The organism is Bradyrhizobium sp. HKCCYLS20291 (assembly GCF_051167715.1).
Classification (GTDB): Bacteria; Pseudomonadota; Alphaproteobacteria; order Rhizobiales; family Xanthobacteraceae; genus Bradyrhizobium.
In genome coordinates this window covers 708,724-720,802 of the sequence record NZ_JBNPTO010000001.1, presented here as the reverse complement: position 1 = coordinate 720,802, position 12,079 = coordinate 708,724, and the positions used below count along the sequence as shown (strand labels likewise).

13 protein-coding genes are annotated in these 12,079 nt (G+C 65.5%); 6 read left to right on the top strand and 7 right to left on the bottom strand.

Annotated elements, in window-relative coordinates; all coding sequences use genetic code 11:
- Positions 1-99 precede the first annotated feature (99 nt).
- Entirely contained in the window at positions 100-729 is a 630-nt protein-coding gene (locus ACQR07_RS03410) for an antibiotic biosynthesis monooxygenase family protein (RefSeq protein ID WP_434900924.1), read from the top strand.
- 4 nt (positions 730-733) lie between these two features.
- On the opposite strand, the gene ACQR07_RS03405 is transcribed toward ACQR07_RS03410, so the two are convergent.
- A complete protein-coding gene (locus tag ACQR07_RS03405; protein WP_434900923.1) occupies positions 734-1,243 on the bottom strand; it encodes a hypothetical protein in 510 nt (169 codons plus the stop codon).
- A 145-nt stretch (positions 1,244-1,388) separates the two neighbouring features.
- Between ACQR07_RS03405 and ACQR07_RS03400 the strand changes: the two genes are divergently transcribed.
- A complete protein-coding gene (locus ACQR07_RS03400) occupies positions 1,389-1,937 on the top strand; it encodes a DUF2975 domain-containing protein (RefSeq protein ID WP_434900922.1) in 549 nt (182 codons plus the stop codon).
- 6 nt (positions 1,938-1,943) lie between these two features.
- Positions 1,944-2,186 (top strand): helix-turn-helix domain-containing protein, encoded by a 243-nt coding sequence (locus tag ACQR07_RS03395; protein WP_434900921.1) that lies wholly within the window; start codon positions 1,944-1,946, stop codon positions 2,184-2,186.
- 39 nt (positions 2,187-2,225) lie between these two features.
- On the opposite strand, the gene ACQR07_RS03390 is transcribed toward ACQR07_RS03395, so the two are convergent.
- From ACQR07_RS03390 to ACQR07_RS03380, 3 genes are read right to left on the bottom strand one after another with little or no spacing between them, the layout of a single operon-like run.
- Positions 2,226-3,869, bottom strand: a complete 1,644-nt coding sequence (locus ACQR07_RS03390; RefSeq protein ID WP_434900920.1) for an acyl-CoA synthetase — start codon at positions 3,867-3,869, stop codon at positions 2,226-2,228.
- A 28-nt stretch (positions 3,870-3,897) separates the two neighbouring features.
- Positions 3,898-5,784 carry a TRAP transporter large permease gene (locus tag ACQR07_RS03385; RefSeq protein ID WP_434900919.1) on the bottom strand — a complete coding sequence of 629 codons (1,887 nt, stop codon included), beginning with the start codon at positions 5,782-5,784 and terminating at the stop codon, positions 3,898-3,900.
- Between the two features lie 36 nt (positions 5,785-5,820).
- Positions 5,821-6,840, bottom strand: coding sequence for a TRAP transporter substrate-binding protein (locus ACQR07_RS03380; protein WP_434900918.1), 1,020 nt, complete (start codon positions 6,838-6,840; stop codon positions 5,821-5,823).
- Between ACQR07_RS03380 and ACQR07_RS03375 the strand changes: the two genes are divergently transcribed.
- Both ACQR07_RS03375 and ACQR07_RS03370 read left to right on the top strand, forming a co-directional pair.
- The gene (locus tag ACQR07_RS03375; protein WP_434900917.1) at positions 6,828-7,091 is read left to right on the top strand and encodes a hypothetical protein; all 264 of its coding nucleotides are present in this window, start codon (positions 6,828-6,830) and stop codon (positions 7,089-7,091) included. The two genes, ACQR07_RS03380 and ACQR07_RS03375, sit on opposite strands and share 13 nt — an antisense overlap.
- 204 nt (positions 7,092-7,295) lie before the next feature.
- The gene (locus ACQR07_RS03370) at positions 7,296-8,141 is read left to right on the top strand and encodes a hypothetical protein (RefSeq protein ID WP_434900916.1); all 846 of its coding nucleotides are present in this window, start codon (positions 7,296-7,298) and stop codon (positions 8,139-8,141) included.
- Positions 8,142-8,166: 25 nt separating this feature from the next.
- On the opposite strand, the gene ACQR07_RS03365 is transcribed toward ACQR07_RS03370, so the two are convergent.
- The 3 genes from ACQR07_RS03365 to ACQR07_RS03355 all read right to left on the bottom strand — a co-directional run bounded on the left by ACQR07_RS03365 (position 8,167) and on the right by ACQR07_RS03355 (position 10,946).
- The gene (locus ACQR07_RS03365; RefSeq protein ID WP_434900915.1) at positions 8,167-9,219 is read right to left on the bottom strand and encodes a hypothetical protein; all 1,053 of its coding nucleotides are present in this window, start codon (positions 9,217-9,219) and stop codon (positions 8,167-8,169) included.
- Positions 9,220-9,363: 144 nt separating this feature from the next.
- Complete coding sequence (locus ACQR07_RS03360; protein WP_434900914.1) at positions 9,364-10,074, bottom strand: site-2 protease family protein; 711 nt, start codon at positions 10,072-10,074, stop codon at positions 9,364-9,366.
- A complete protein-coding gene (locus ACQR07_RS03355) occupies positions 10,071-10,946 on the bottom strand; it encodes a DUF2167 domain-containing protein (RefSeq protein WP_434900913.1) in 876 nt (291 codons plus the stop codon). Before ACQR07_RS03355 ends, ACQR07_RS03360 begins: the two co-directional genes overlap by 4 nt.
- Positions 10,947-11,264: 318 nt before the next feature.
- Between ACQR07_RS03355 and ACQR07_RS03350 the strand changes: the two genes are divergently transcribed.
- Positions 11,265-12,074: a hypothetical protein gene (locus ACQR07_RS03350; protein WP_434900912.1), complete on the top strand. Its 810-nt coding sequence runs from the start codon at positions 11,265-11,267 to the stop codon at positions 12,072-12,074.
- Positions 12,075-12,079: the final 5 nt, after the last annotated feature.

Below are 12,079 nucleotides of genomic sequence, written 5' to 3'. Positions count from 1 at the left end.
GATGGGGCCCGACGGCGGGCACGCGTCGCCTGACGGCGCCGCTTTGCCCACCCTACGCAGCAACTTTGAATGAGGCGAACTAATAGGAGCAGCCTTGCCATGCTGTCGCTGTTCTTCGAAGTCGAGGTCAAGCCGGGCCGGCTCGACCAGTACCTGCAGCTCGCCGCCGCCTTGCGGCCCGAGCTCGACGCGGTCGGCGGCTGCCTGTTCCTCGACCGCTTCAAGAGCCTGTCGCGCGACAACCTGATCCTGTCCTACCAGATCTGGCAGGACGAGGGCGCCATGACCGCTTGGCGCGTCCACGCCCATCACCACGACATCCAGACCCTCGGCCGCGACAAGGTGTTCTCGGACTATCGCCTGCGCGTGGCCGAGCTGGTGCACGAGGTGAGACCGGGGCAGGCGGCATGGCAACCGGAGCGGCGCAGCACCTACAATGATCCGAAGCGGCGTGCGCCGACTTATGTGCTGGCCGTCGAGACCGCTGGGCCGCGATTGAGCAACGTGACGGACCTGCCGGTCGCAAGCTTCTCCAGCGTCTATCGCGAAGGGCGCTTTGCGCATCTGATCGAATTGCCGGACGAACTGGCCGGCGTCGAGCTGAGCACGCGACTGCTCGCCGAACCCGGCGCCGACAACATCCGCGTCGTCGAAGTCTCCCGCGACTACGGCATGTACGACCGCAGCGAGGCGCCGCAGTACTATCCATCGAAGACGCGGAATTTCTAGTCTATCAGATCTGACAGCGCGGGATGGCATCGACGACCGCCCGGTCGGATGCGACGGAGCGCAGATCGACGTCACGGGCGAGGGTGACATAGTCGACCGTCTCCGAGGTCCGCAGATAGGTCGTGAATGTGACCGGCCCCTCCGGCAGTTCGAGCGTCTTGCAGGCCTTCGGCGCGACCGAGATGGCGACCGAACCGCCGCCAGAGCTCTTCTGTGCCATCAGCTCGCTTCGGAACGCTTGGAGACGCGCCGCGTCGGCCTCGCCGAGACGATAGGCGTAGATGCGGGTGTTGACCCCGGCCTCCTGTGCCAGGGCAGGCGGCTCCGGCAGTTCCTGCAGCACGAAGTCGCGCTGCTCCTCCGAGCCGTGACTGCGCCCGACCGTGATCCGCAACACCACGCCGCCGGGCAGGGGGCGCAACGCCGCCGGCAGCTTCACTGCGGCACGCAGTTGCGCGGGATCGCTGGTCTGGAAATCGATTCGCGACAGCTTCACCATCGAGGTCACCGGCATGTGCCCGCAGCCGGCGGCGGGAAGGGTCAGACCGGCTATCAGAAGGAGCCGGGGAAGAGTTCGCGGCGGCATGAGAGTGACCTCAGTTTGACAGTTATAAATTATTGTATTACGATAATTTATTCGCACGTCAAGAGGACTTGCCATGACCGATCTCGTCGACCATTCGTACCGCCTGCGCCGTTTCTCCCGCGCCATGGCGCAGCTCACTGGACTTGGCATCCTGCTCATCAGCGTCGCGATGGTCCTCGTCTTCGTGATTCCGGAATGGACGCGAAGTCTGCTGTTGGCGCGGCTCGGCATGGCCGGCGTCGGATTGCAGATCACGCCGGATCGGATCCTTGCCGGCGCTGCGGTGACCGCGGTCCCGATGGGCGTGATACTCTATGGAATGTGGCAGGTGCGGGCGCTGTTCCTGGATTTCGCCGAGGGCCGCGTGTTCACGCCGGCAACTGCGCGGCGCTTGCGCGATTTCGCTGCCGCCGTGCTGGCGCAGACTGTGCTGGGCCCGCTGTCCTCCACCGCACTGCTGATCGCCTTCACGATCGGCAATCCCCCCGGGAGCCGGCAGATCGGCATCGCGCTCTCGATCAACGACTACATCGCGTTGATCGTCGGCGGTGTATTGCTCGCCGTCGCCTGGGTGATGGCCGAGGCGACCCGCATCGCCGACGAGAACGCCAGCATCGTGTGAGGCGACATGCCGATTATCGTCAGTCTCGACGTCATGCTTGCGCGCCGCAAGATGCGCTCGAAGGAGCTTGCCGAACGCATCGGCATCACCGAGCAGAACGTCTCGTTGTTGAAATCCGGCAAAGTGAAGGGCGTGCGCTTCGATACGCTGGCGCGGATCTGCGAGGTGCTGAACTGCCAGCCCGGCGACATCCTTGAGTATCGCGGCGAAACCGACGATCTCATTGTACCGAGCGCAGTGCGGGCGTGATGGGCAGCAGCGCCCGTCATGGCGCTGTTGCCGATCCGATCACGCCGAGATGGCCTTCGCCGAATTGACCTCGTTGCGCAGCAGGAATTTCTGGATCTTGCCGGTCGACGTCTTCGGGATCGGGCCGAACACCACGACCTTCGGTGTCTTGAAGCCGGACATGTGGCTGCGGCAATAGGCGATGATCTCGGCCTCGGTCGCCTGTGCGCCGTCCTTGAGCTCGACAAAGGCGCAGGGCACTTCGCCCCATTTCGGGTCGGGCTTGGCGACGACGGCGGCGAACAGCACGGCGGGGTGCTTGTAGAGGATGTCCTCGACCTCGACCGAGGAGATGTTCTCGCCGCCGGAGATGATGATGTCCTTGGAGCGGTCCTTGATGATGACGTAGCCGTGCTCGTCGAGCACGCCGAGATCGCCGGTGTGGAACCAGCCGCCGGCGAATGCCTCGCTCGTTGCCTTCTCGTTCTTGAGATAGCCTTTCATGACGATGTTGCCGCGGAACATGACCTCGCCGATGGTCTCGCCGTCGCGCGGCACCTCCTGCATCGTCTCCGGATCGAGCACGGTGACGGCCTCCTGCAGCGGATACGGCACGCCCTGGCGGCGCTTCAGCCTCGCGCGCTCGGGCGCGGGCAGGTCGTCCCAGCCGGGCTGCTCGGCGCAGACGGAGGCGGGGCCGTAGACCTCGGTGAGGCCGTAGACATGGGTCAGCTTGATGCCGATGCTCTCGGCGCCCTCGAGCACCGCAACCGGCGGCGCGGCGCCGGCGATCAGGCCGACCACCGGCTTCTCGCGCTTGCCCTTGGGCGCGTCGGGGGCATTGATCAGCACGTTGTAGACGATCGGCGCGCCGCACATGTGGGTGACGCCGTGGCTCTTGATCAGCTCGAAGATCCTGCTCGGCTCGACCTTGCGCAGGCAGACATTGACGCCGGCCGCCGCCGCCATGGTCCAGGGGAAGCACCAGCCGTTGCAGTGGAACATCGGCAGCGTCCAGAGATAGACCGGATGCTGGCCGAGGCCGCCCGCGAGAATGTTGCTGACGGCGTTGAGATACGCGCCGCGATGATGGGTGACAACGCCCTTGGGATTCCCCGTCGTGCCCGAGGTGTAGCTCATCGCGATCGCATCCCATTCATCAGCGGGACGGCGCGGCTCGAAACTCGGGTCACCCGAAGCGACGGCGGCCTCGTACTCGATCTCGCCGATGCGGCTGCCGCCGGTGTAGGAGGCATCATCGACATCGATCACGAACGGCTTCGGACCGCTCATCAGCTTCAGCGCCTCGCTGATCACGCCGGAGAATTCCGGGTCGACCAGGATGATCTTGGCCTGGCCGTGATCGAGTTGGAACGCGATCGACGAGGCATCGAGGCGGATGTTGAGCGTGTTGAGCACGGCGCCGCTCATCGGCACCGCGAAATGCGCCTCGTTCATCGCCGGAATGTTCGGCAGCATCGCTGCGACCGTATCGCCCTCGCCGATACCACGGCCCGCGAGATACGACGCGAAGCGCCGGCAGCGCTCATGGGTCTGGCGCCAGGTGAAGCTGCGGCCCTCATAGACCGTGCTGACATGGTCGGGATAGACCGCCGCGCTGCGCGCCAGGAAGCTGAGCGGGGTCAGGGGCACATAGTTCGCCGGCGTCTTGTCCAGGCCGATCTGATACTGGTTCGTGCTCATCACCACCCTCCCTCGTTATCTGAAGAGTTTACAGGAAGCCGATCGAAATCCACGGAAAAATCGCGACGATGATCAGGCCGATGAGAAGCGCCAGCATGTAGCCCCAGATCGGGCGGATGCCTTCGGCGGGATCGACCCGTCCGATGGCGCAGGCGGCGTAATATCCGACGCCAAATGGCGGCGCGAACAGGCCAATTCCCATCGACAGGATGACGACCATGGCATAGTGCACCTCGTGCACGCCGACGGCCCGCGCGATCGGAAACAGCAACGGCCCGAACAGCACGATCGCCGGGATGCCCTCGAGCACGCTGCCGAGGATCGTGAAGGCGACGATCGAGACGGCGATGAAGGTCGCCGGCCCCCCCGGCAGCCCGGTCATGGCGGCCGCCAGCGACCGCGAGAAGCCGGATTGCGTCAGGCCCCAGGCCATGCCGGTCGCGGTGCCGATGATCAGCAGGATGGCGCCGGACAGCGCCGCGGTCTCGATCAGCATCGGCATCAGCCGGCGCCAGTCGAATTTGCGATAGACCAGGAGGCCCGCCAGCACGCCATAGACGATGCCGATGGTGGAGACCTCCGTTGCCGTCGCGATGCCCTCGACCACGGCGGCGCGGATCACGAAGGGAAGGGCCAGGGCAGGGACCGAGACCACGAACGCCTTGCCGATCTCGGCGCCGGTCGCGCGGCGAACGCCGCTCATGTCCTCGCCCCGATAGCGCCACCACACCAGCGCGCACAGCGTGAACGCCAGCACCACGCCCGGCAGCAGGCCGCCGGTGAACAGCGCCGCGATCGAGACGCCGGTGACCGAGCCGATGGTGATCAGCACCAGGCTCGGCGGAATGGTCTCGGTCTGCGCGCCGGTCGCCGCGAGCAGGGCGACGAGATCGCCGGGCTTGGCGCCGCGCGCCTTCATCTCCGGAAACAGCACCGGCGCGACCGCGGCCATGTCCGCCGCCTTGGCGCCGGAGATGCCCGAGACGAGATACATCGCGCCGACCAGCACGTAGTGCAGACCGCCGCGGACATGGCCCAGGAGGCTCGCGAGAAACGCGACCATCGCCCGCGCCATGCCGGTCATCTCGATCAAGAGGCCGAGAAAGACGAACAGCGGCACCGACAGCAGGATGAGGTGGCTCATGCCCTCGTCCATGCGCCCGACCAGCACCATCAGCGGCGTGCGTGTCGTCAGCGCCAGATAGCCGAAGATCGCAAGCCCGAAGGCAAACGCGATCGGCACGCCGGCGAACACGCAGAAGCCGACGACGCCGACGAAGAAGATCACGAGGTTGAGATTGCCGAGCGGCTTCAGCACCGGCTGCGCCAGCCAGAACAACCCGACGAGGGCTGCGATGGAGACCACGGCCAGCAGCATCGTCCTGACGTCGGCCGCGCGGGCGAGGCGGATGAGAGCGAACAACGCCATCAGTCCGATGCCGACCGGCAGCGCCGCGGCGCGCCAGATGTTTTCGATCTGCAGCGCCGGGGTCGTGATGAAGCTTTCCTCGTAGGCGTATTCCCAGGATGGCCAGGCGATCATCACCAGGAACGCCAGCGCCGCTGCGGTCGCCACCAGGTCGAGATAGGCGCGCAGGCCCGGGCTTGCGCGCGCCACCATCGCCGTCATCCGCATGTGCTCGCCGCGGCGGAACGCCACCGCGGCGCCGAGCATCGCGAGCCACAGGAACAGGATCGAGGCGAGTTCGTCCGACCAGATCAGCGGCCGGTGCAGGCCGTAGCGCGCGACGACGCCGGCGAACAGGATGACGATTTCGGCCACGACGAGCAGCGCAGCGGGGATCTCGACCAGGAGGCCGAGCAGGGCCTCCAGGCCGTCCAGCCAGGACCGCCGGCGAGAGGTCTCGACGACCACCTCGCTGATCGAAATCTCCGTGAACTCGGCATGCGCCATGACGTCACCCGAACGCGTCCAGGACGCCCCTGCACCTTACGACAGCTTGCCGACAGCCTTCTCGAGCAGCGCCCAGGCCTCGTCGCCATACTTGCCCTTCCACTCGGCGTAGAAGCCGGCGCTGCGCAGCTTGTCGCGGAATGGCGTCACGTTGGGCTGGTTGAAGGTCAGGCCCTTGGTCGCGAGATCCGCCTGCAGGCCTGCGTTCAACTTGGCAACGTCCTCACGCTCCTTCACCGCAGAGGCGTTGATGTGCTTGGCGACGATGGCACGCATGTCCGCCGGCACGGCCTCCCAGGCGCGGCGGTTGGCCAGGAACCAGAAGCCGTCCCACATGTGATTGGTGAGCGAGCAGTACTTCTGAACCTCGTAGAGCTTAGCCGTCGAGATGATCGCCAGCGGATTTTCCTGACCCTCGACCACCTTGGTCTGCAGCGCAGAATAGACCTCGCTGAAATTGATCGAGGCGGGCGCTGCCTCGAATGCCTTGAACATCGAGGTCCACAGCGGCGACACCGGCACGCGGATCTTGAAGCCCTTGAGGTCGTCAGGCGAGTTGATCGGCTTGGTCGACGACGTCGTCTGGCGGAAGCCGTTGTCCCAGATCTTGTCCATCACCATCAGGCCGGATTTCGTGATCTGGCCGCGTACATAGGCGCCGAGATCGCCGTCCATTGCCTTCCAGACCGTGTCGTAGTCCGGGAACGCGAAGCCGATGCCATTGATCGACGCCGCCGGAACCAGGGTTGCGAGGATCAGGCCCGACAGCGTGAAGAACTCGACGCCGCCCGAGCGGATCTGGCTCAGCATGTCCGTGTCCGAGCCGAGCTGGTTGTTCGGGAAGATCTGCAGCTCGAACTTGCCATTCGTCTCGGCCTTGATCGCCGCCGCCATCTCCTTGGCGCGGACGTTCAGCGGATGCGTGTCTGGCAGATTGTTGGCATATTTGTAGGTGAATTCGGCGCTCTGCGCGCGCGCCACATGCGGCGCTGCCAGTCCACCCAGTACGGCTGACGCTGCAGAGGCCTTCAGCAGCGCGCGTCGTGACAGGCTCATTCTCGTTCTCCCTGGAGATGCTTCTTCTTGTTGCATTGCTCAGCCTGATGATGATCGCGCGGTCCGAATCCCGCAACATCGTCGGCGTCATCAGCGCTTATTGCAGCGATGGGCCGCAGCAGCAATATCGGCGTTCGTTGCAGGCACGACGGGGCGCCGGCAGAACCGATGCCGAGAGCTCGCCAAAGCCGCGCGGCTGGCGTGGTGTCCGAGCTTTTGGAGGCAACGCCTTGAATTCCCTGAACATATAAATATTCCATAATATACCTTATGCGAATTGGCTATAGGCGGATCCGGGCCCGCTCCGGGACATTTCGGCGGTCGCAAGCCGCACATCGGTACTGTTTGAAATCGCCCCTCACTGGTCACCTCACAGTCTTCGTTTGGTCAAAGCCCTTGGCCAAATCGCTGACGGGATTGGGCACGGGCACATTTTGCGTACAGGACCCGAGGACATGCCAGATCAGTCGACGCCGAAGGAAGTTGATCCGGGCGATGTCGCGCTGTCGCCCGAGAAGGATATCTGCGAGGACATCTATCAGCGCGTTCTGGCCGAGGTGCGCGCGCGCATCGATCAGCGGATTGCGGCGATCGAGGCTCAGGCTGCCGCCGATGCCGTGGTCGCTGGCGAACCGGCTGTTGGCGAGCCTGTGGAGCCGCCCGCTCGCGCCCGTCGTCGGCCGCTGCTGCGCGCCGCCGTCACGTTGATGGCGTCGGCTGGGCTGGTGGGCGCCGTCGTTACCTTGGCGCGTGACAATACCGAGTCCATCACGCCGGTCACCGATCGTATCGATGCGGCCATTCAGTCGGTGCGGGAAAGCCTGCCCAAGACGGCTTGGACCGGCGCGCCGGACAATGGAATGGGTGGATCAAACAGCAGCGATCGTGCGGAGGCCGACTCTGCTTCACCGCCACGTTCGACGCCGTCACTGCCGGACGCGATGCCGTCACCGGACGCGACGACGGTCGGGCGCTCGAGCGACCCGTCCTCCGCGATGGCGGAGGCCCGGCCGGAGCACGACATGCCGCCCGCTCCGGATCGCGACATCGCGCCGCTGCTCGAAAAGATCGCTCGTGACGTCGCCGAGCTGCAGACCGGGTTGCAGGATCTGAAGGCCAGCCAGGAACAGGCCGGCCGCGATCATGCCAAGGCGATCGAGCAGCTGCAGGCCGGCCAGGACCAGCTCGCGCGCGCAGTCCGCGCGGCCAAGACCGAGGCCACCACGGTCGGTGCAGCGCCGCGCGTTGCGCCCAGGCCGGCGCAGCCACAGCCGCGCCCTCCTCGATTTCCGAACTTCTGATGGTCGCCTGACCAGGTCTGGCCGATCAGCGAAATCGCCAAGCCCAGTGCGAGTCGCCTCGGTCGCGCCGCTCGACCAAGTCGATGGGCATGAAGCGGTCGTGCGCGAGCGCTGCGCCGGCCCAGAGTTGGTTCCAGGCGTCGAACACGGTTGGCGAGAGATTGTCCTGCTCCGACATCAGGCGCCAGGACGTCTGGCGCACGAGGATCGAACCGCCATCCATCCGCAGCTCTGCGTCATCGCCTTGGCCTCGGGCCAGCCGCGCGAACGCCGTGGCGAAGCCAGCGGCGCCAGGCTCGATGCCGCCGAGAACCGCCGCGACGTCGTCAAAGATCTGCATGCCGATCAATCTCGCCGCGGCGCCGGCCAGATGGCCACCCTCCTCTGGGCCGAGCACCGCCACCGTCTCCGGCAGGATCGAGGTGATGTACTCCATCGCATAGCTGCGTAGCACCTTCCGGAGCCGTGCTTCCGGCCAGGCATTCTCCGGCAGCTTGGGAGCGCGGGCTGGATCGAAAGCCGAACAGCGCTCGCCCGGCGAGAAGCGAAGACGTTCGTCCGGCGCAAGATCGTGGTCCCATTCCTTGTAGTAGCCTTCCAGGCCAGGCTGGCCGTCGACGGTCTGGCCGGTGCAAACGAAGCCAAGCCGGGGGTTGCCGAGCACGACACCGTTGTTGGCGTGCCATCCGCGCAGCATCGCGCGTGACACCTCTGACGGAATGCCGCAGATCGCCGTCCCCGACCAGATCCAGCGCGGCGGCGGATAGCGCACCCACGCCTTGCGATCGTTCTCGTAGACGTATTCGACCTTCACGCCACCGACCTGGTTGGACAGGTAGTGGTACTGCGCGCACGCCACCGCGTGCGGCAGACCGTCGAGACCGAGCTTCTTCAGCCCCGGCAGGAAGCGGGCCAGCTGCTGCCGCCGAAACGTCCGGAACACGATCTCCGCAGCACGCTGCGGCCCTGCCCGCGACGACAACATCAGGATGAGGCCGGTGAGGTAGGCGTGATAGATCAACTCGACGGCGCGATAGGCCGCGACATCGGCCGTTGGCTCTTGGTCCTGCTCCTTCATTTGGATCGCCCTCTCCCAAGCTCTCCGGTCAAAGCTCATAAATCGTTCGCTGCCGCCTCGGCCTCGACGTGATCCGGCGGACGCAGCGCAAACCCGGAAGAGCCGAACAAGGAGCGTGATGAATACTGCGCGATTTCGACGTTGTCAGTGACCAAGCATCTCGTGAACGTCGAAGGTCATGACGGCGAGCAGCGCCGCGAGCGCCAGGTAAGTTCCGGCATATTCGACTTTGGTCTGCAGCGTCGTGCCGTAATAGGTGACGTTCTCGGGTGCCGCCGGATCGTAGCGCCACGCCTTCATCAGTTGCGGCGCTGCCAGAATGGCAATCATGATGAGCATCGGACTCGGCCGGTACAGCATCAATGCCAGCAGCATGGGCACGCCGAGCAGCCAGATCCGCGGACTGAGCACGCTCGTCACCCGCCCACCGTCGAGCGGCGAGATCGGCAGCAGGTTGAACAGATTGAGAAACAGACCGGAATAGGCGATCGCGAGCAGCAGGTTGCTGCCCTCCGACCTCGCCCACAGATAGACCGCGAGTGAAGCTGCGGTACCGACCAGGGGACCTGCGAGCGCCACGTAGGCCTCCGTCTCGACGTCGACCGGCTGCTCCTTCAGCGCGATCCACGCACCCACGAACGGAATGAAGGCAGGCGCGCCGACGTTCAGACCACGCTGCCGTGCCGCGATGTAGTGCCCCATCTCATGTGCGAACAGCAGCGCGATGAAGCCGGCTGCATAACGCCAGCCCCAGATGCCGGCATAGACGATCAGTGACAGCAGCATCGTGCCGCCGCTCGTGGCGAGCTTGCCCCATTTCAGGCCGGAGAAGAGAATGAGCAGCAGCGCCTTCACGCAGGCCCGCCTGCGTTGTCGGTACGCGGCTTGCGGCGGAAGAACTTCATCAGGGCAGCCCCGAACCCGAGCACCGCGAGGATGATGATCTTGGCGAACTTCAGCACGAACGCGCCGGCCAGCGCCAGCAGCCCGAGCTTCTTTGCCGCGACGCCGCCGACCAGCGCCAGCAAGCCATATTCGGCGATCCGATCCGTGCCCGCGCTGAAATCCTCGTAGCGCTTGCCGGAACGATAGGAAAGATCGGACAGCAGCTCGTGCGCGACGGCCTTGTCGCCGGCGATGCGCTCGGAGCCGGACAGCAGATTGAGGCTGAAATAGCCGTCGCGTCCGAGCGCGAAGGTGTTGTAGTTCACGTTCTTCGGAGCATCGTCGGACTGGTTCTTGTCCTTGGCGAGCAGCGACCAGACCAGGCGATGGGTCGGGGCATCATAGGCCGGCGGCTCGACCCAGCCGATGACGACCATCTCGGGAAATCCGCGCGCCGCGCGGTCACGGTTCGCCTCCTCTGCGCCGGCGCGCAGACTGCCGAGTAGCTCGTCCGCATTCCAGTTCTTGGCGTCGTCGTCCTTGATGTAGCCGTCCTTGATGTGCTTGATCACCACCATCCAGTCGTCGTTCTGGCGCTTGCCGACGACGAGCCCGACGAAGGTCGCGTCGTTGACGACATTGCCCAGCGCACGCAGGACCCGCATGCCTTCGCTCTTCGGGATGTAGAAGAAGTCCGCCGGAAGCTTCAACGTGCCCTGGTCGATCAGCGCGATCTCGCTCGGTCCGTCGGTGCCGGCATTGCTCGCGGCCTGCCAAGCCGCCGCCAATTCCGCCTTGAGCGCAGCCTGATCTGCGCCTTGTGCCCGGACCTCGGATGGCATCGGGGCCGCCAGTGCGAACAATGCTGCGCAAAATGCTGCGCGCGCAACGACGATCAAGCTCCGCATTGCCCCTGTCCCCTCGCCAGACTCGCTGGTCGAATGGTACCTCGTTTGCTCGGCGCCGTGCAAGGAACCCGGCGTTTCCAAGCCCCGCGAATGAGCTGCAGTTGCAGCAGTCAAGAGAGGTTTGTCCGAAAAGACCCCCTCCTCGTCACGACGCTGTCTTGCTTTTGGCCAAAGCGGCGGGTCGAGTCAGGTTTGAGATATTTGAGGACGGAAAGCAGCGTCGGCGCGGGCGCAAGGGTTTGGGGATCACCAATGCAGGCCACACACAATGTGCATCAGATCGATCCGAGCGAAGTCGGTCTCGCTCCGGAAAAGCCGGAGAAGGCGAGCTATGACCAGCTGTATCGCAGGGTGCTGCGCGAGGTGTTGACCCGGATCGATACCCGATTGTCGGCCATGGAAAAGCCGTCCGTGGCGGCAGATGCGGCGGCGGCCGCGAGCACGAGCGACATGGCAGCTGGCGGTGGCCGCTGGGCGCGCGTCAAGTCGCCACTTGGCAAGCTGCGCGGACGCAACGCGGTGGGACTCGCTTTGCTGGTCGTCCTGGTCGGCGGCTCGGTGGCATGGTCGCAGCGCGAGGCCGGCAGCTCGCTGATGGACCGCTGGATGCCCTCGTCGACCGAGGGAGCCCAGGACGAGGCGTCGGCCCAGGGCAATGAAGACGCTATGATGTCCAATGCCTCCTTGAGAGGCACCGAGGACGGCACGGGAGCTCCGGGCACGCTGATGCAGCGGATGGCGCGGGAGATCGCCGAGCTGCAACAGGGCATCGAGCAGATCAAGTCGACGCAGGACCAAGCGACCCGGGATCAGACCCGCGCCATCGAGCAGTTGCAGGCCGGGCAGGACCAGCTGATGCGGCTGGTGTCGCGGATGTCGAACCAGGCCGCGCAGGCGCGCGGCACGGCGGTGCCGCCTCCGCCGCAGCAGTTGCTGGTGACGCCGCAGCCGCGGACGACCACAGGGCTCGCCCGCAATCAGCCGCCGCAGCAACAGGGGTCGACCATCGGGACCTTCCTGACCCGCAACACGTCAGGCATCCAGTCGCCGATGCCGCGCTGATCCCC

Coding starts and splice junctions, on each gene's coding strand:
- ACQR07_RS03410 (WP_434900924.1), top strand. CDS start 100: ATGCTGTCGCTGTTCTTCGAAGTCGAGGTCAAGCCGGGCCGGCTCGAC.
- ACQR07_RS03405 (WP_434900923.1), bottom strand. CDS start 1,243: ATGCCGGTGACCTCGATGGTGAAGCTGTCGCGAATCGATTTCCAGACC.
- ACQR07_RS03400 (WP_434900922.1), top strand. CDS start 1,389: ATGACCGATCTCGTCGACCATTCGTACCGCCTGCGCCGTTTCTCCCGC.
- ACQR07_RS03395 (WP_434900921.1), top strand. CDS start 1,944: ATGCCGATTATCGTCAGTCTCGACGTCATGCTTGCGCGCCGCAAGATG.
- ACQR07_RS03390 (WP_434900920.1), bottom strand. CDS start 3,869: ATGAGCACGAACCAGTATCAGATCGGCCTGGACAAGACGCCGGCGAAC.
- ACQR07_RS03385 (WP_434900919.1), bottom strand. CDS start 5,784: ATGGCGCATGCCGAGTTCACGGAGATTTCGATCAGCGAGGTGGTCGTC.
- ACQR07_RS03380 (WP_434900918.1), bottom strand. CDS start 6,840: ATGAGCCTGTCACGACGCGCGCTGCTGAAGGCCTCTGCAGCGTCAGCC.
- ACQR07_RS03370 (WP_434900916.1), top strand. CDS start 7,296: ATGCCAGATCAGTCGACGCCGAAGGAAGTTGATCCGGGCGATGTCGCG.
- ACQR07_RS03365 (WP_434900915.1), bottom strand. CDS start 9,219: ATGAAGGAGCAGGACCAAGAGCCAACGGCCGATGTCGCGGCCTATCGC.
- ACQR07_RS03355 (WP_434900913.1), bottom strand. CDS start 10,946: ATGCCATCCGAGGTCCGGGCACAAGGCGCAGATCAGGCTGCGCTCAAG.
- ACQR07_RS03350 (WP_434900912.1), top strand. CDS start 11,265: ATGCAGGCCACACACAATGTGCATCAGATCGATCCGAGCGAAGTCGGT.